Source organism: Pyrinomonadaceae bacterium, from assembly GCA_036277115.1.
GTDB lineage: Bacteria > Acidobacteriota > Blastocatellia > Pyrinomonadales > Pyrinomonadaceae > UBA11740.
Genome location: DASUNM010000023.1, coordinates 1563557 through 1581950, shown reverse-complemented (window position 1 = coordinate 1581950; position 18394 = coordinate 1563557). Strand labels below are relative to the sequence as shown.

The following is an 18394-nucleotide window of genomic DNA, read 5'->3' as shown; positions in this document are numbered from 1 at the left end:
AGTAGCCAAAAGATGTGGAAGTTCCCCAATCCGATCAAACATCAGATACCCGAAACGCTCTGGCCGGCCGCCGATCACGCGAGCCGGTCGCTTCTGTTTCAACCGATCGTGATTGGTTCGCTGTCGCTTGAAAACCGCACGTGGGTGCCGGCGATGGTGCCGTGGCGCGCGACCGAAGACGGGTTCGTCACCCAGGACAACCTGGACTGGTATCGCCGATTTGCTGAAGGACGACCGGCAGCGCTCGTCGTCGAAGCCACCGGAGTTCGCGATATTGCCAGTGGCCCGCTGCTGCGCATCGGCGATGATCGGTTCTTGCCGGGACTGAAGAAGCTCGTCGAAACAGTTCGCGACGCGAGCGCAGGCCGCACGAAGCTCTTCATTCAAATAATCGACTTTCTGGCGGTCAAACGCCGGCCCGACCCAGCGAAATATTTTGCACGGTTCCTGAAGATCACACCGCGCCACCGCGACATGATCGCCGAGCTCACGAGTGATCCACGATATCTGAACGGCGATGAAACGCGTTCACGCGAATTTCTGAGGAATGCTTCGGACGAAGTGTTGGATCATGTTCTGGATGAACGCGAGCTTGAGTCTCTCCGCTTCGGCTATCGCGAACGAGTCACCGACATGCACCTGCCTCACATTAGCGAGCTGCCGCAGGTCTTACCCGGAATCTTTGCGGACGCCGCTGGCCGCGCACGTGAAGCCGGCTTCGATGGCGTCGAGCTGCACTACGCGCACGCGTACACGATGGCGGGTTTTCTCAGTGCGTTGAATGATCGCGCCGACGGTTATGGCGGTGCCCGAGAGAACCGGGCGCGCTTGCCGCTCGAAGTCTATCGCGCAGTGCGTGAGCGTGTCGGCAACGATTACGTGGTCGGTGTCAGATTTCTCGGCGATGAAGTGATTGCGCGTGGCAATCGAATTGACGATGCCGTTTATTTCGGCGTGGAATTCGCGAAAGCTGGGTTCGATTATCTTTCGATCTCGAAAGGTGGCAAGTTCGAAGATGCCGAGCAGCCGAAAGTCGGTCAGGCCGTATATCCGTACACGGGACAAAGCGGTTACGAATGCATGCCGACAACTCTTTCGGATGACCGTGGGCCGTTTGCGCGTTCGGTTCCTTTGGTCGCGCAAATCAAACACGCGGTCAACGCCGCCGGATTCAGAACTCCTATCGTCGCAACTGGCGGCATTACAACTTTTGAACAGGCCGAAGAGATTCTGCAAAACAACGACGCCGATATAGTCGGCATGGCGCGTCAGGCGCTGGCCGATCCTGACTGGTTTAGAAAAGTGATACTCGGTCGCGGTGAAGAAGTGCGTCGCTGCACTTACACAAACTACTGTGAAGCGCTCGACCAGGCGCACAAGCAGGTCACGTGCAAGCTTTGGGATCGCAAGGAGCTCGATGAGCCGGGAGTTTCGATGGCGAGCGACGGGCGCAGGCGATTGCTGCCGCCTGATTGGGAACAGTGAGCAGTGGGCAGTGGGCAGTGAGCAGTGGGCAGTGAGCAATGAGCAGTGAGCAGTGGGCAGTGAGCAGTGAGCAGTGAGCAGTGAACACAACGTACAAGCACAAAGCAGTCACAACTTTCCTGCATACTTCAGCAGCCCAATCACAAACGGCGACAGGATAATAATCACGGCAAAAACCAGAATCAGCGCGAACCCATGCTCGTCTTTCAGCGGTCCCGGAAGCCAATCGGCGCCCGCGCGTTTCGCCGCCCGCGTGTTGCCGTAATACAAATCGACGTCGCCGGAGATGAACATGCGGCTGTAGCCGTAGGTTTCATTGGCCAAAGCCGCGAGCAACCAAAGGTTGTCCCACCGAAACGCGGCGTGCGCTTGCCAGATTAACCATCCCCACACAGCGATAAAGGCTCCCATGAACACGTAGAGCACGCCGGGGTAAAAATATTCGCGTTCGCGAATTCCTTTGACCGTCGCGCCGACGATGATGCCGGCGCACATGCCGCCAATTTCGATGAACGTGGCATCGACAAAAAAGAACCAGATGCCGCCGCCGCGTATGCTCGAGATCAAAACCAGCAACGGCCCGGAAATAGTTACCCACAGCGCCGAAGGCAAATGCGTCGTTAAGTGATAACGCTCGACTTGCAGCGAGTAGTACGCGGCGATCGGAGCGAAGCCGGCGATGATTACGGCCGCCAAAGCTGAGGGCCTGACAAACCACCAGCTAATCAGCCCGAGGAAGGGAATCGTGATCAGGTAAGCAAAATGAAAGCGGGTAAGGTAATGAAGAAGCTTGGCGCGATTCTCGTCCGTCAACGCGTCTTTTGCCCCCTCTCCGCATGCGGAGAGGGGGTTTGGGGGTGAGGACGGGCAATCTCGTTTACCCCCTCCCCTAACCCCTCCCCGCAGGCGGGGAGGGGAATTGTCATGATCGAAGGAGCTCACCTTGAAAATGAGTTATTCACAGGCTATGCCGACTGCTGTGATGTAGGAATGATCCTCTTCGACGATGAGATCGAAGACTGTCTCGTTTGTGAAAGCTGATTCAACTGACTCGACCACACCCAGATGACCACATTCGCTGAGAATGATTTCGTCCCCAACGTTTAAGTCACCAGCGTTGCGAAAGTAAGGGCCTATCGCAGTTTCTCCGCTCGCCGCCTGTGGAGAGGTGGGGATGCAGTGACTTATTTCGCCAAGGACCGCTTTCAGATCGTGCAACACTCTTTCATTTCTGAACCGAAGAATTCGAACACCTGCTTGCTCAATCTGTCTATGCCTAATGCCATCCGCCCATCGTTGTCTGTCAGAATCATGGATAGAACCGTCCAGCTCGATGGCCAGGAGGACATCGGGTGCGTAGAAATCGGCGATGTAATTGCCGAGGGAATGCTGTCGCCGAAACTTGATTCCAAGCTTCTTCCCGCGGAGTTCATTCCACAGAAGTTTTTCAGCGGCCGTGGAGTTTCTTTTCAGGTCGCGACCCAACTTCCACAATCCGACATGCGAGCCACCCAGCCGACGTTGTATATCTCCCCTCCCCGCTTGCGGGGAGGGGTTAGGGGCGGGGTCAAGACGCACGGCGTCCTCACCCCCTAACCCCCTCTCCGCAGGCGGAGAGGGGGAGAAGAGTCTCTGCGAGGGGGTCATCCAAATCGTTTGCATGCTGCCTTGGACACGAACACCAATAATGCGACCGACATGCGGATGCGGCTGAAGGCCAATCACCGGTCTTAATCTGTTGCGATGCGTCCAGACGACTTCACCGCATTGGATGCGCTCAATCATTTTCCATCCTTGCTGCGTTTTCACTTCAGTGCCCGCACGAAAGCATCTCCCGGAAGTCCTTCGCTGGTACTGCGCCACAAACTTCGGATCGCGCTTTCGCAGCTCTTCATCATCCACGCGCCCGCTCCGCTTCATCAGCGAATAGGCGAGTTCAATTGGCGACAGGTGCATGTATTGGCGCGCGTTCTCAAACCACAACATGCTTTCGTAGGCCGCGGCTTGATAGTCCTCGATCACCGGCTTACGCACCTCTTCGAATCGCGTCAAGGCTGCGCGGACATCGTGAGTATCGTCAAAGGATTGCTTCAGCGTAATCGCGTCTTCGATCGCCAGCTTGGTGCCTGAGCCGATCGAGAAGTGCGCCGTGTGCAAAGCGTCACCGAGCAGCACGACGTTTTCGAAATGCCAATTCGCATTCTTAACCAGGACAAAGTTAATCCATTTCGAATTGTTCGACCGCAACGCGTGCCCCCCAAGATCGCGCGCGAACACTTCGCCGACATACCGGCGCGTCTCTTCATCGGGCAGCGTCGCGAATCCGGCTCGATCCCACGTCTCGGGGTCGCATTCGACGATGAAGGTGCTGGTCGTTTTGTCGAACTTGTAAGAATGCGCCGCGAAAACTCCGGCATCACTCTCACGGAACGTAAGCGTCAAACCGTGAAATAACTGATTCGTGCCGTACCAGATGTACTTGTTCGGCCGCGCGCTGAGGTCTGGCTCGAAATGTTCGGCGAATTTCTGACGAACCGTGCTGTTGACCCCGTCCGCGCCGACGAGCAAATCGCACGCGTCTTTCAGTGACTCGATATCGTCGACTTCAGTTCGAAAATGGATTTGAATGCCGAGCTCTTCACATCGTTTTTGCAGGACCTTCAGCAGGCGAAGTCGCGCGATGCCGGAAAAGCTGTTGCCGTGGATCGAAATCTTTTCCTCGCGATGCACGACATCCACGTTGTCCCACGCTTCAAAGTCGCGGGTGATTTCCGCGTGCGACGTTTCGTCAGCGTTGCGTAAGTTCGCGAGCGTCTTTCCCGAAAACACTACTCCCCAACCAAACGTGTCGTCCGGGCCGTTTCGTTCATAGATGGTGAGCTCGTGGGTGGCGTCGGCCTGCTTCATGAGGATGGCGAAGTACATGCCAGCCGGCCCGCCGCCGATAATGTTGATCTTCATCCGGGTACGCACGCTTCCAGCGTGCTCTTAGTTGATCGCCGGCAGAGGAAACAGCACGCTGGAAGCGTGCGTACCCAAGAGCCCAACTAAAGTGGGTACTCTGACGCCGTTAGTTTGAGTTGCCTAGTTCGTCGAGAGCCTGCCCTAATCGTCGCACTCCCGTTTCGAAAAGTTCCGGTTCGGCGCAAATGCCGAGGCGCAGGTGCTGCGGTGATTCAAAGAAGCGGCCCGGCACAAAAGCGGTTTCGTACTTATCGTTCAGCAAAGTCCAAAGCGAATCAACGCTGCCTTTCTCCAATCGCGGAAAACAGGTCGTGCCAATTTCGGATCTCGACGCGGAGAGTTCTTCTCGGGAGTCGAGGAAATCATTCAGCACGGCGCGATTGCTTTCCAGAATGTTCTTCGCGCGTGCGATGAACTTTGGCAGCTGCCGCATGGCGAGCACACTCAGCCGCTCCGCTGGATGTGGCGCAACCGCCCCGAAGATGTCGTGCAGCAGGCGCATTCTTTCGGCGAGTTCCGGTTCCGCGAGGATCCAGCCACAGCGCAGGCCGCTCAGGCCATAACCCTTCGTCAAACTACTGGTCGCGATGAACTGCGGCCCAAGATGAACCGATGAGCGCGGTGCGTCTTCGAACATGGCATCGAGATAAACTTCATCAACCAGCACGCGGGCCCCGGCACTGTTGGCGATTTCACCAATGCGCCTGAGGGTCGCTTCATCTATCAACGCGCTGCTCGGGTTATGCAGATTCGTCAGCACGATCAAGCGCGTCCGCGAGCTGACTTTCGCTCGTAATTCGTCCAGATCGACCTCGAAGTTGTTGTCAAACGCCCGCGAGAAACGTTTGACCTGCAAGCCAAAGTATTCGGCCAAAGCCAGCAGCGGCTCATACGTTGGTTGCTCAATCAAAACTTCGTCGCCGGGTTCGATCACCGCCGCCATCGCGAGGTGATTCGCCATAGACGTGCCGCCGGAAATGCTGACCACGTCTTCGGGCGCGACATGGCAATGATCGGCAATCGCATTTACCAGCGGGCTGTAGCCGTATGAGTTGTCGCCGTTCAGATCGATATCATCGATCGTGGCTTCGAGTTCGGGGAAGGGAAGATTCAGAATTCCACTCAAAGCGAGATCGTACTTCACCTTCGGCCGCTTCTTGGCCCATTGCATGTAGGTGGATTGAGTGTTCATCGCCGCGCGCGCCTCGCCCACAGAAAATACGCCGGTACGCCCAGAAACATGATTCCAAAACTGATCGCGCTGTTGCGCGGATACTTGTAGATCATGCTGAACGTTATCACGGCACACATGCCGATGAAGAAAAGCGTCGTGAACGGATGTCCGGGAATCCGGAACACATCCGCGGCAGCGCGAAGCCGCCTGCGGAACACGAACACACAAGCCGCCGTCATGCCGAACGAGACGACATCAACCGACACCGCATAGTTCAAAATCTGTTCGTAGCGGCTGCCCACCAAAGCGATCGCCGCCGCCAATCCGCCTTGCAGCGCAATCGCAAATGCCGGGACGCGCGAGCGATTCAACGACGCCAGACGTTTGAAGAACAAACCATCTTCAGCCATCGCGAAATAAACTCGCGGCGCCGTCAGCATGCTCTGGCTCAGGAACCCTATCGTCGAGATGGCGATGCCGGCGGCGATGAAGCGCGCGCCTTTGTCGCCGAGCGCCAGTCCCATAATCGCTGACGCCGGCGTCTTGGTTCTCGCCAGCATCTCCGGACCCAGCACATAGACGCACACGAAATTCACTGAAAGGTAAACGACGATCACTCCCACGACGCCGATCAACAAAGCGCGCGGCAAAGTTTTGCGGGGTTCCTGCACTTCACCGGCGACATAGCAGGACGTTTGCCAGCCACCGTAGGCGAACTGCGCCGGGATCAAAGCTGCGCCGAACGCAATCAATGTTTGCCAGGTGCTTTCGCCAGAGGTGACGGCGCTGACTTCCGGGGACGCCGGCGTCGCTAATGCGAGGCCGATAACGACGAGCGCGGCGATGGCGACGAGCTTAAGAATCATGAACGTGTTCTGCGTGAACGTGCCCGCCCGCACGCCGATGCAATTCACGATCGTCAAAAGGATCAGAGCTGACGCGGCCAGCAGCGCGGCGCTCCACTCGCTGGCCGTCACACCGGCCACGGCAAATACATGGTTCGCGAAGATGAGCGCGACCGCGGCCATCGCGCCGGTCTGGATCACGAACAACATGCTCCAGCCGTAAACAAAGCCGACGACCGGGTGCATCGCGTCGCGCAGATAGACGTACTGCCCGCCCGTCTCGGAAACCTGCGATGAAAGCTCCGCGTAAATAAAGGCGCCGGCCAACGCTATCAGCCCGCCCGCGATCCATACGCCAAGAATCAGTGTCGTCGAATGCACCAACTGCGCGACGACGTAAGGATTGGTGAAAATGCCCGCGCCGATGATTCCGCCCATGACGATCATCGTCGCGTCGAAGAGCGTTAACCGGCGCGCGAGAGTTTCAGGTTGTGTTTTTGAAGTTGACGTGGCGCTTACTCTTTCAAGAGTTGATTGGCGATCACGAGCTTTTGAATCTCTGAAGTTCCTTCGTAAATCCGCAGCGCGCGCACGTCGCGATACAGCCGCTCAACCACTGATCCGCGCACAAGTCCGCTACCGCCGTGAATCTGTACGGCCTGATCGATGATGCGGCCGGCCGCTTCAGTGGCGAACAGCTTTGCTTCACTGGCCTCACGGGTCGAACGTTCGTCGCCTGCATCTTTCAAATACGCGGCGCGATATACGAGCAGCCGGGCCGCGTCGAGTTCAGTGATCATGTCCGCAAGCTTCTCTTGAATCAGTTGATGCTCTGACAGTCGCTTACCGAACTGTTCGCGCGTTTTCGCATATTTCACACTTTCATCCAGGGCCCGGCGCGCCATGCCGCAGGCCGCCGCGCCGACGCTCGCGCGAAACAGGTCGAGCGTTTGCAGCGCGAGGCGCAGCCCGTCGCCCTGATTTCCGATCATGTCTTCGGCCGGCACGCGACAGTTTTTGAATTCCAGTTCGCCAATCGGATGCGGCGCGATCATGTCAGTCCGTTCGGCAACGCTGAATCCCGGCATGCGCGCGCTTACGATGAATGCAGAAATCTCCGCCCGACCGTCTGCGCGCGTTCCGGTGCGCGCGAACACGGTGTAGAAATCAGCGACGCCTGCATTTGAGATAAAGCGTTTACGGCCGTTGATGAGGTAACCGTCGCCTTCGCGTCGTGCTTCGGTTTTCAAAGCCGACACGTCTGAACCTGCGTCAGGCTCGGTCAAAGCAAAAGCCGCGATTGCTTGTCCGGTGCGCGCGCGATCCAACCAGAAATCGCGCACGTGTTCAGTTGCGGCAAGGCTAATCGCGTACGTGCCCAGCCCCTGCATCACAAACGCGAGATCAGCTAGTGGCGAGGAATACGAAAGCGTTTCGCGAATGAGGCAGAAGGCGCGCAGATCGAATTGTTCGCCAGGTGCGGCCACCGCGTAGCGCAGCAGATCTTGCTCGCTCAACAGCCGCACGTAGGCGGGTAACGCTTCTTCAACGTCACGCTCGTCGGCACTGGCGCGCGGTTCGATTTCGTGGCTGGCGAATTCCTCGACGCGGTCAGCGAGGGAGCGTTGCTGTGAGGTGAAAAATGGAATTGTGGCGATGAAGGAATCCATTATTTGGAGTGCGCCGGCAAAGCGAAGCGCGACGGCGCTTTGAATTAGTCGGCTACCGATACATCATAGTCATCAACCACTTTTAACTTGTCGATCTTGAAACCGTAAATCGTCTTCACCTGCGCAGGTCGCGCCGTTCGCTCAAACCAACCAGCAGAGCACCAGGGATACTGATTAGCAGTGTAAACCAATCCGTGTTTTCCGGATTTTGATGCACGTAGTTCAGTCTCGCAAGATAGGAATTCTTGTGCGTAAGTTTTGTTTCCCGGAAATTATGCCAGATCTCCCGGCCTGCTGAGTTGTCGACCTTATTAATCCATTTTGCTGTTTTCTCATGGAGGAGTCCGAGCATTCGGGCAAGATTGTCGGCGCCCTCATCTGGCGAGTGGCCGACGAAATGATAGTGATTAGAAAAGACGGCCCAAGCCTCCAAGCCCCAACCAAATTCTTGAGTTACCGAGAGTAAACCGCGATGCAGTACGTCCAGTCGCTTGCGTTCACGAAAATGGTGCGCTTTTTGGTAGGTGCCCGCTGTGACAATGTAAGTACCGCGAGCTGAAAGTTGGTGAAGTGGTGCATGCGGCCAAGTGATTTTTTGTGGGACGCTCATTTCCGAATCCATCCAAAGCGCCGTCGCCGCTTCGCTCTGCCGGCGCACTCCAAATCACTCGAACTTTGCCGGCCGCTTCTCTATGAACGCCGCATGTGCTTCTTTGAAATCCGGGGTCTGCATGCACAGTGCTTGCGCGACCGCCTCGGCTTCGAGGGCCGCATCGAATCCCATGTGAAGCTCGCGATTAAGCATCTCTTTCGTCTTGGCGATTCCCAGCGCCGGCCCGCGCGCAAGCTTCCCGGCGAACTCACGCGTAACGGTTTCAAGTTGAGCACGCGGCACGACGCGATTGTAAAGCCCCATCCGTTCGGCCTCGGCCGCTTCCGTAAAGTCGCCCGTCATTAACAACTCGGTGGCCTTTGCGAGACCCACGACGCGGGGCAACAGATAAGTCGCGCCCATGTCTGTGCCGGCGAGTCCGACTTTTACAAAGATGAAAGCGATCTTCGCCTCTTCAGCAGCAATCCGAATGTCTGCAGCCAGCGCGATGCACGCGCCTGCGCCGGCAACTGTGCCGTTCAAGCTGGCGATAATCGGCTTTGGCAGCGCGCGCATGTTGTGAATCAGTTCGCACGTCAGCCGCGTGAACTGAAGCAGCCCCTCGGCGTCGCGGCCCGTCAATTCGCCGATGATGTCCACGACATCACCGCCCGAGCAGAACGCGCGGCCCGCCCCGGTAATCACGACGACGCGCACATCTTTTTCATCGCGAAGCTGTGCGATGAAGTCCGTCAGCTCGTGATACACCTCAAACGTGATCGCATTCAAACGTTCGGGCCGATTCAGAGTGATCGTGCCGATGCCGTCGCGCTGTTCGTAAAGAAAACTTTTCGGATTTTTCATTTCTAAGTTACTGGTTCACAGTCTCTTCAACGAATCTTACCGGCACCGGGAGAGCGCCCGCCCTTAAAACCAGAGCCAGATCTTCCGCCGATTGTTTCGAAAAACGGCCGCTAATTTCGCCTTGATCGTCAATCCGAGACTTGATGTAGGCGATCGACTTAACTTCGTCGTTGAGAACTACGCCGAGGTATTGGTTGACGTTGGATCCGGTCCACGCGCCAAACTTTGCCGCTCCCGCTGGTTTCAACGAAAAGCTAACCGAGTAATTTCCCTTACCACCACCGGGGTCTGCCATGGCCGCAGCGGTGCGGAGATCGGCGCCGGCGATGATCGGCGGAGACTTAACCACCACCCATTGTTTCGCGGTTGCAGTATTAACTTCCTCGCGGTCGGCATACGGCAGCACCCGGTGTGTCTGTTTCCAGCCCTCCGCGGAAGCAAACGAGGCCGCGGCTTCTTCTTGGGTCACGAACGTTTGCACGGCCGACGGGCTCGGCGGACTTACGACGTGAACGAGCTCAAGTTTTCCCCAGGTGCTGATGATTCGCTTTACGCGTTCAGGATCGTCGGTGGCCGGCAGGCTAATTTCGATGAGTCCGTTAGCGGGATCGCCTTTGGGTTGAATTTCGTAATTCGCCAGGCCTAACGCGTTGAGCCGGCTGTCGATCACATTGACGGTTTGTCGCACCGCCGCGCTTCGATCTGGCGCTTTTGGATCTACTTCCAGCACCAGATGCCACGCTAACTTCCGGCTACTAATAAGCGACCACCCGCCGAGCACGGCGCCGGCAATTAACGGCAGACCCAACGCCAGGATCAGAATCCAGACAATTAGATTTCGCTGACGTTTGTTCTTGAACGCAGAGACAGTGGCCGCCGGGGGAGGCGGTGGCGGCGGAGGTTGGAACGCGTTAATGGTCGGCTGGCTTTCGGGCGAGGTCTGCATAGCGAGAGTCGGCGGATCTGTTTCCAAAGGCTTGTTTACCAACTCCGTCCCGTCGTCGAGACAGAATCGCAGACTGACATCGTCGTAGACTCGACTACATGTTGGGCACCGTTTCATCGTTTAGAGAACAGCCGTCCCCTCGATTTCGATTTTAGCCCGGTCTTCTAAAAGACTCTTCACTTCGACCAGCACCATTGCCGGAAAATGTTTCCCCATGCGCGCGCGATAACGCTCACCGATTTCCGTCGTTCGATCGCGGTATTCATTCTTGTCAGTGACGTAAATGATCAGTCGCGCGATTTGATCCGGTTTCCCGCCGGCTTCAACGACGACCGCAATCACATTCGCCAGCGCGAGATCGAACTGCTCAACGACATCATCGCTGACTATCTTCTGCTGGTGATCCCAACCGATTTGCCCGGAGATGAAAAGCACCCGGCCACCGGCGTCCGTGAGCACTCCGTTCGAATAGCCGCGCGGCGCACCGAGTGATTCGGGATTGATAAGTGTGAAGGCCATGCTTTTTTCTCAGTGAACCTCTGTGGTTCTCTGTGCCTCTGTAGTTGATCGTCTCTTACCACAGAGACACAAAGGACCACAGACTTACACAGAGGCCTGCGCAATCTCTAACAGATTTCCGCCCGGGTCGCGGACAAAAAATCGTGGCGCATTCGGGTTCGGCTTGGGGTCAGGGATGATCTCGACTCCGGCTTCGCGAAATTTCTGTTCCGCTTCCGCCAGGTCAGAAATGGCGAAGCAGACATGACCGGAACTCACCTGTCCGTGTCCTTCGTCGTCGACCGAGAGATGCAACTGCGTCTCACCGATTTCGTACCAGGCACCGCTTTGGCGCGACGTCGCTGGTTTCGGAATCTGTTTCAAGCCGAGCACCGCGCCGTAAAAATGCTTGGCCACCGCTTCAAGTTTCGCGGGCACCGTTACGTTGACGTGATGCAGTGCTACGACCATTAAGCAAGCTTGAAGTGTGGGTTCTCGATGATGCCAAAGACATTGCCGAAGGGATCTTTAACCGTCCCCACTTTGATTCCTCCACCGACGTCCTGTACGGGTTCGTGAACCGTTGAGCCCAATGCGATCAGCTCTTTGAAAACTGCGTCCGCATCAGCGACTCCCCAATATGCCACCGCTCCGTCAGCTCGGACATCGGCAGCGGTTTCGTCCGGTTGGAGGCCGAGTTCATATCCACTCACATTGAATCCGACGTAGAACGGCTGGTCGAAGTAAGGCTCGATTCCGAGGACCTTGGTGTACCACATCTTGCCTTTTTCAATGTCGCCGACGTGATAGATGGCTGTGCGTAGTCCGAGAAACATGAATTCAAACCCCTTTGCCTCTGTGCTTACCCTCGCGATTCTGTAACTGAGCGTTGAACTCGGCCGACTTGTTCTTCGGCACGCTCAGGCTTTGCCACTCATTCGATTTGAAATGCTTCGCGAGATAGACAATCTGCCCGATGTGACTCGCGTAATGGGCAATCTGCCGGTTGATGGCCTGCACGATTGTGTGATCCTCGCCGCGAATCTTCACCGTGCGCAGCAGATCGTCAGCCGTTAATGGTTCGAGCGCGTCGAATGTGCATTTCCAACCCTTCTCCCAGTACGCAAGCATTTCGTCCTTTGTCGTCTCGGGCAGCATCACGAATTCCATGTCGCGATTGCGGTCCGGCTTCTCGCCGTCAGTGTTCAGGAAGTCAGTCCAGCGCGAAAGCATGTTGCCGGCAATATGCTTGATGATGACGGAGATGCTATTCGACTCGTCGTCGATGGTGCGAAAAAAATCTTCGTCGCTGGTTTGCGCGAATGCGCGCTCGCCCAGCTTTTTGTATTCGCGAAAGGTCCGCAGCACGTCTTCCATATAATGTTGGCCGAGAGATTGAGTGGTCATGCCTTGTCCTTAATTTGGAGTGCGCCGGCAAAGCGAAGCGGCGACGGCGCTTTGGATTAGGGATCGCGACGGGCGATCCAAAGCGGTGTCGCGCTACGCTTGCCACCGCACTCCAAATCCGCTCGCTATCGCTCGCGGTTCTGTAACAAATGCGCGACTTGGCCGCGGGCCACGGATTTCTGCTCGCCGCTCCGCATATCTTTAATCGCGACTTCGCCTTTGGCGCGCTCTTCGTCTCCAAGAATCGCCACAAACGGGATGCCGCGCTCCGAGGCATACTTAAATTGCTTACCTAGCTTGTCGGCTTCAGGATACACATCGACGCGCAACCCGTTGGTTCTCAATTCGCTCGCGAGTGCGATCGATTCAGCGATTGAGTCGTCGCTCCAGAGTGTCACCATCACGTCCGCGGGCGAGGCTATCAACTGTTCCGGAAACATTTCGCGCTCGCTCATCACCACGATGATCCGTTCTAGTCCGAGCGAGAAACCACATGCCGGAACGTCTTTGCCAAGAAACATGCCGACGAGATTGTCGTAACGTCCGCCGCCGCCGAGACTGCCCGCGAGATCCGCGACGTTAATTTCAATGATCGCGCCAGTATAATACGCGAGTCCGCGCGCCAGGGTCGGATCGAGTTTGATTCGTTGATCGACGCCGCTTGCCTTGGCGAACTGAAGAATTTGGCGCAAATCGTCAACGCCACTCGCGCCGATTTCGTGTGGGCCGATGAACTCGACCAAACGCCCGAGAACGTCGGCATTGTAAGCCGCGCGCGCGTCGGTAGCCTCACCGAGATCGACCAGATCCAAAGCATGTTTCGCGCCGGCAAGTCCTTCGAAGAAGCGCATCAGCTTCACGGCGGATTCATCGACGATGCCCCGTGCCTGAAGCTCACGTGCGACACCCTCGGGCCCGGCTTTGTCCATCTTGTCGAGGGCAATTAGAGCGGCGTCGTGCTGCTCACGCGACACTCCAGCCTGATCAAGAATGCCCGTGAGGACCTGCCGATGATTCAAACGAATCGTGAAGTCTTTGAAGCCCAGCGCTACCAGCGCGTCGCTCGCCGCTGCGATTAGCTCGGCCTCGACAATCATTGATTGCGACCCAAGCACATCGACGTCGCATTGATAAAACTCGCGAAAGCGGCCGCGCGCGGGACGATCCGCGCGCCAGACTGGTTGAATCTGGTAGCGCTTGAAAAATTTCGGCAGATCGTTCTGATACTGCGCGACCACGCGCGCGAGGGGAACAGTCAGATCGTAACGCAGTGCGAGATCCGCTTCGCCGGTCTTCTCATGCTCGCCACGCTTGAGAATTTTGAAGATGAGCTGATTGCCTTCTTCACCGTACTTGCCCATCAGCGTCTCGATATTTTCGACCGCCGGGGTTTCCAGCGGCTCGAAACCGTAGCGCTCGTAGACCTGCTTAATGACCCCAATGACGTACTCGCGTTTACGCACGTCGGCGGGCAAGAAATCGCGCATGCCACGGGCCGGCTGGGTCTTTAGTGAAGGCATTAGCGCGCAATCATAACAGACAAAAACGCACTTGGGACTCTGTGATTAGATCTTTGGGCTTTGGGCTTATGTCTTTGTCTTAGGTCTTTGGTCTCTGCCACTGAGTGCTTCCAGAATTTCCAGCTACTCGTGCTCATCGGAACAAAGGCCCAAGCCCAAGACCAAAGCCGAAAGAGCCCAAAGACCTTCTAATTTCTTGATTCGTTGTAACTTTCCGAGTATAAGCAGCGTCAATCCAGTTACGCGGTTGGCTTTCAAGCCAAGTGAAACATTCCATTTCGAAGTTCAGTTAGGAGTCCACCATGATTCGTCGCCAATTTGCTGCCTTAGTTCTGCTTTTCGCACTCGTCGCGCCGTACGCTGCCCTTGCGCAGCAGCCGGCCAACCAACAGCCCGCGCTCGATCCCAACGACCCAATCGCAAAGATTCGCGATGAAGGTATGAATCGATCACAGGTGATGCAGACGCTTTCTTACCTGACCGATGTCATCGGGCCGCGCCTGACGGCGTCGCCGCAGATGAAGCGCGCGAACGATTGGACGCGCGATACTTTGGCGAAATGGGGATTGCAGAACGCAAATGTTGAAAGCTGGGGGACGTTCGGCCGTGGCTGGTCTTTGAAACGATTCAGCGCGCAGGTGATCGAGCCGCAGGGCTTTCCGCTCATCGCTTACCCGAAAGCGTGGTCGCCGGGAACAAACGGACCGGTAGCCGCTGAAGTTGTCTACTTTGACGCGAAGGACGAAGCCGATCTGGCGCGCTTTAAAGGCAAGTTGAAAGGCAAGATCGTCTTGACCGCGCCGATGCGCGAAGTGAAAGCACTGTTTGCGGCGCCGGGAACGCGACGGGACGAAAAGAACCTGCTCGCCCTCGCGAATGCGCCGATGCCCCGTCCGGGCGGCGGTGGCCGTGGTGGGGCCGGCAATCGCAATCCGGAATTTCTTGCGGCGCAGAAGTTCGCCGCTGCCAGGAACCAGTTCTTTGTTGACGAAGGCGCGGCCGTGCTAATCGATCATGGCCGTGGTGATGGCGGCACGATTTTCGTATCGGCGGCCACTGTGCCGCAGCCGTTCTCGCCGGATACTTTCGGGCCCGGCGCGGCCAGCGCGAATGCCCCCCGGCGGTTCAGACCGTGGGACAAAGACGCCCCAAAGATGGTGCCGCAGGTGGCCATGGCGGTCGAACATTACAACCGTGTCGTGCGCATGATTCAAGCCGGCGAAACGGTGAAGATGGAAGTTGAATTAGCCGTTGAATACCAGGACAAGGATCTGAATGGCTACAACACGGTGGCGGAAATTCCCGGCAGCGATCCCACGTTGAAGGCTGAGATCGTGATGCTGGGTGGCCACATGGACTCCTGGCATGGCGGCACCGGCGCGACGGACAACGGGGCCGGCGTAGCGGTGGGCATGGAAGCGGTGCGCATCATTCAAGCTTTGGGATTGAAGCCGCGGCGCACGATTCGCATCGCTTTGTGGAGCGGCGAAGAGCAGGGACTGCTCGGCTCGCGCGCGTACGTCGCGAAACATTTCGGCAGAATGGAAACGCCGGCCGCCACGACTGCGGCAAACGGCAACGGCAACGGAACGACGGCGGCGCCGCCGCCCGCGCCGGTGCTGGTGAAGCTACCGGATTATGACAAGGTCGCGGGTTACTTCAATCTCGATAACGGCACTGGAAAGATTCGCGGCGTTTACCTGCAGGGCAACGACGCGATGGCCGGACTGTTTCGCCAATGGCTGGCGCCGTTCCGCGATCTTGGTGCTGAGACGCTCTCGCTTTCGAATACGGGCGGCACGGATCATCTGGCGTTCGACGCGATTGGCCTGCCGGGCTTTCAATTCATTCAGGATGAGATTGAATACGACACGCGCACGCACCACTCGAACATGGACATGTTCGATCGCATCCAGGCGGATGATATGAAGCAGGCGTCCACGATCATGGCCGCATTCATCTATCAGAGTGCGATGAGAGATGAGAAGCTGCCGCGGAAACCTGTGAGCACCAGGCAGTGAGCAGTGAGCAGTAAGCTGTAACGCAAGTTGCTAACTTGCGACTAGCGTCGGGGCAGTAGCCCGACCGTCAGGGAGGGCGTCCTGAGATCTCAAATTTCAAATCTGAGATCTCATCAGCGCCCTCCGTCACGGTCGGGCTACTGCCCCGAACTGCGTTACACTGGATCAAAATGCACTTACTCGAAGTCCGCAATCTGAAGACTCACTTCCCAACCCGCGCGGGAATCGTGCGTGCCGTCGATGACGTCAGTTTTTACATCGATCGCGGCGAGCTGTTGGGGCTGGTGGGCGAAAGCGGCTGCGGCAAGTCGATGACGGCGCTGTCGATAATGCGTCTGATTGCGCCGCCGGGAAAAATCGTAGGCGGCGAACTCTTGTTCAAAGACCGCGATCTGATGAAATTATCGAATGCCGAGATGCGGGCTATACGTGGTGACGACATCGCGATGATCTTTCAGGACCCGATGACGTCGCTGAATCCCGTCTTCACGGTTGGCGAGCAGATAGCTGAGGCGCTACGTCTTCATCGTGGGCTTTCACGGAAGGCTGCGCGCCAGGCGGCCGTCCAGGCAATGCACGAAGTTGCGATTCCCGATCCGGAAATGCGTGCGGACGATTATCCCCACCAGCTGTCCGGCGGCATGCGGCAACGGGTAATGATTGCGATGGCGCTCGCGTGCGATCCCGAACTGCTAATTGCGGACGAACCGACCACTGCGCTCGACGTGACGATTCAGGCGCAGATTCTCGAGCTCCTCGACAATCTGAGGAAGACGCGCCATCTCGCGGTACTGCTGATCACGCACGATCTCGGCGTCGTTGCCGAAGTCGCTGATCGCGTCTGCGTGATGTACACGGGAAGGATTGTCGAAGAATCACCTGTCGCTGAATTGTTTGCGCGGCCAAAGCATCCGTACACGGAAGGTCTGATCCGTTCGGTGCCCAAGCTGACGATGAAGGACGTCGTCAAACAGGAACGCTTGCAGACAATTGAAGGCGTCGTGCCGAAACCGACGGCATTGCCGCCCGGCTGTCACTTTGAGCCGCGCTGTCCCTATCGCATGCCGCGTTGTCGCGAAGGAGAGATTCCTTTGTATCCGGCAGGCGAAGACGTGACAGTGCGATGTGTACTTTACGATCCGGCCACGGTTGCGGCTTTGCCGCAGCACAGTGCGGAAAGGCTTCGCCTTTCCGGCCGCGATCCTGAACGAGACTGAGGCTACGCCTCAGCACCCGAGGAGTAGCCTCCTTTTTATTTTTCACAGTCACGGTAAGGCAAAGCCTTACCGCACTGTGCGGCGGCAAGCCGCAAAGCTTTGCATGTCCACGGAAAACCAAACCGGACAACCACTGGTTAACGTCCAGTCTCTCGTCAAGCACTTTCCGACTGACGACGGGCCAATCCGCGCCGTTGATAGCGTTACGTTCGACATTTTCCGAGGCGAGACGCTGGGACTGGTCGGCGAATCAGGCTGCGGCAAATCAACGGCCGGCCGGTGCATTCTGCGTTTGATCGAACCGACCAGCGGCGACGTGAAGTTCGAAAACCGTGACGTCACCGCGATGAACAAACGTGACCTGCGCGCGTTGCGGCGCGAAATGCAGATCATCTTTCAGGATCCCGCCGCGTCACTGAATCCCCGCATGAAAGTCGGCAACATCGTCGGCGAACCTTTGGTGATCCACAAAATCGGAAACAAAGCAGAGCGGCGTGAACGCGTCGCCTGGCTCCTCGGCAAGGTCGGTCTCGATCCTGATTACGCGAGTCGCTACAGCCACGAATTCTCCGGCGGACAGTTACAACGCATCGGGGTGGCGCGCGCGCTGGCGTTGAATCCGAAACTAATCATTGCTGACGAGCCGGTGTCGGCGCTGGATGTTTCCGTGCAAGCCCAGGTCGTTAACCTGCTACAGGATCTGCAAAGAGAATTCGGGCTCACCTACCTTTTCATCTCGCACGGACTCGCCGTGGTCGAACACATCTCAACGCGCGTGGCCGTGATGTATCTCGGCCGCGTGGTCGAGATAGCGACGGCCGCTCAGCTGTACGCCAACCCCTTGCACCCGTACACGAGCGCGCTGTTATCGGCAATTCCGGTTCCCGATCCAAAAGAGAAACGCGACCGCATTATCTTGAAGGGCGACGTGCCGACGGCTCGCAATCCGCCGTCGGGCTGTCGCTTTCGTACGCGCTGCCCGATTGCTATTGACGAGTGCTCGCGAATTGATCCAGAGTTGCGCGAAATTTCTCCGGGTCATTCCGCGGCCTGCATTCGCGTCGATGGTTACGCCGAGGCAAAGCCAATCGAGACTCTGGTTACCAAAACGGTTTGAAACCTGGCGCGCAGCGCGTCCGTAAAACAACTTAACGTAATCATCGGACGGAAAGCAGTCTCCCCGTCCTCTAA

16 protein-coding genes and 1 pseudogene are annotated in these 18394 nt (G+C 57.2%); 4 read left to right on the top strand and 13 right to left on the bottom strand.

Annotated elements, in window-relative coordinates:
* The first annotated feature begins 12 nt into the window (after positions 1 to 12).
* The gene (locus VFX97_13540) at positions 13 to 1485 is read left to right on the top strand and encodes an NADH:flavin oxidoreductase (GenBank protein ID HEX5704220.1); all 1473 of its coding nucleotides are present in this window, start codon (positions 13 to 15) and stop codon (positions 1483 to 1485) included.
* Between the two features lie 108 nt (positions 1486 to 1593).
* On the opposite strand, the gene VFX97_13535 is transcribed toward VFX97_13540, so the two are convergent.
* From VFX97_13535 to hisS, 13 genes and pseudogenes are all read right to left on the bottom strand, one after another.
* A complete protein-coding gene (locus VFX97_13535; protein ID HEX5704219.1) occupies positions 1594 to 2298 on the bottom strand; it encodes a hypothetical protein in 705 nt (234 codons plus the stop codon).
* Between the two features lie 141 nt (positions 2299 to 2439).
* A complete protein-coding gene (locus tag VFX97_13530; GenBank protein ID HEX5704218.1) occupies positions 2440 to 4446 on the bottom strand; it encodes a DUF559 domain-containing protein in 2007 nt (668 codons plus the stop codon).
* Between the two features lie 109 nt (positions 4447 to 4555).
* Positions 4556 to 5641 carry an aminotransferase class I/II-fold pyridoxal phosphate-dependent enzyme gene (locus VFX97_13525; GenBank protein HEX5704217.1) on the bottom strand — a complete coding sequence of 362 codons (1086 nt, stop codon included), beginning with the start codon at positions 5639 to 5641 and terminating at the stop codon, positions 4556 to 4558.
* Positions 5638 to 6924 (bottom strand): annotated as a pseudogene (locus VFX97_13520) (amino acid permease). The gene VFX97_13525 and the pseudogene VFX97_13520 overlap by 4 nt, the downstream one beginning before the upstream one ends.
* A 59-nt stretch (positions 6925 to 6983) precedes the next feature.
* On the bottom strand, positions 6984 to 8138 hold the full coding sequence (locus VFX97_13515) for an acyl-CoA dehydrogenase family protein (protein HEX5704216.1): 1155 nt from the start codon (positions 8136 to 8138) through the stop codon (positions 6984 to 6986).
* A gap of 115 nt (positions 8139 to 8253) precedes the next feature.
* Positions 8254 to 8748, bottom strand: a complete 495-nt coding sequence (locus VFX97_13510) for a hypothetical protein (GenBank protein HEX5704215.1) — start codon at positions 8746 to 8748, stop codon at positions 8254 to 8256.
* A gap of 54 nt (positions 8749 to 8802) precedes the next feature.
* Positions 8803 to 9594, bottom strand: a complete 792-nt coding sequence (locus VFX97_13505; GenBank protein HEX5704214.1) for an enoyl-CoA hydratase family protein — start codon at positions 9592 to 9594, stop codon at positions 8803 to 8805.
* 7 nt (positions 9595 to 9601) lie between these two features.
* Positions 9602 to 10657: a hypothetical protein gene (locus tag VFX97_13500; GenBank protein ID HEX5704213.1), complete on the bottom strand. Its 1056-nt coding sequence runs from the start codon at positions 10655 to 10657 to the stop codon at positions 9602 to 9604.
* A gap of 3 nt (positions 10658 to 10660) precedes the next feature.
* Positions 10661 to 11059: a RidA family protein gene (locus tag VFX97_13495; GenBank protein ID HEX5704212.1), complete on the bottom strand. Its 399-nt coding sequence runs from the start codon at positions 11057 to 11059 to the stop codon at positions 10661 to 10663.
* Positions 11060 to 11143: 84 nt separating this feature from the next.
* Entirely contained in the window at positions 11144 to 11509 is a 366-nt protein-coding gene (locus VFX97_13490; GenBank protein HEX5704211.1) for a VOC family protein, read from the bottom strand.
* The gene (locus tag VFX97_13485) at positions 11509 to 11874 is read right to left on the bottom strand and encodes a VOC family protein (protein HEX5704210.1); all 366 of its coding nucleotides are present in this window, start codon (positions 11872 to 11874) and stop codon (positions 11509 to 11511) included. Before VFX97_13485 ends, VFX97_13490 begins: the two co-directional genes overlap by 1 nt.
* A gap of 4 nt (positions 11875 to 11878) precedes the next feature.
* The gene (locus VFX97_13480) at positions 11879 to 12445 is read right to left on the bottom strand and encodes a DUF1572 family protein (GenBank protein ID HEX5704209.1); all 567 of its coding nucleotides are present in this window, start codon (positions 12443 to 12445) and stop codon (positions 11879 to 11881) included.
* 125 nt (positions 12446 to 12570) lie between these two features.
* Positions 12571 to 13965 carry a histidine--tRNA ligase gene (hisS, locus tag VFX97_13475; protein HEX5704208.1) on the bottom strand — a complete coding sequence of 465 codons (1395 nt, stop codon included), beginning with the start codon at positions 13963 to 13965 and terminating at the stop codon, positions 12571 to 12573.
* Between the two features lie 302 nt (positions 13966 to 14267).
* Here hisS and VFX97_13470 point away from each other — a divergent pair, with 302 nt between their 5' ends.
* From VFX97_13470 to VFX97_13460, 3 genes are all read left to right on the top strand, one after another.
* Entirely contained in the window at positions 14268 to 15986 is a 1719-nt protein-coding gene (locus VFX97_13470) for a M20/M25/M40 family metallo-hydrolase (GenBank protein HEX5704207.1), read from the top strand.
* 170 nt (positions 15987 to 16156) lie between these two features.
* Complete coding sequence (locus VFX97_13465; protein ID HEX5704206.1) at positions 16157 to 17203, top strand: ABC transporter ATP-binding protein; 1047 nt, start codon at positions 16157 to 16159, stop codon at positions 17201 to 17203.
* 103 nt (positions 17204 to 17306) lie between these two features.
* On the top strand, positions 17307 to 18320 hold the full coding sequence (locus VFX97_13460) for an oligopeptide/dipeptide ABC transporter ATP-binding protein (protein ID HEX5704205.1): 1014 nt from the start codon (positions 17307 to 17309) through the stop codon (positions 18318 to 18320).
* The last annotated feature ends 74 nt before the right edge of the window (positions 18321 to 18394 follow it).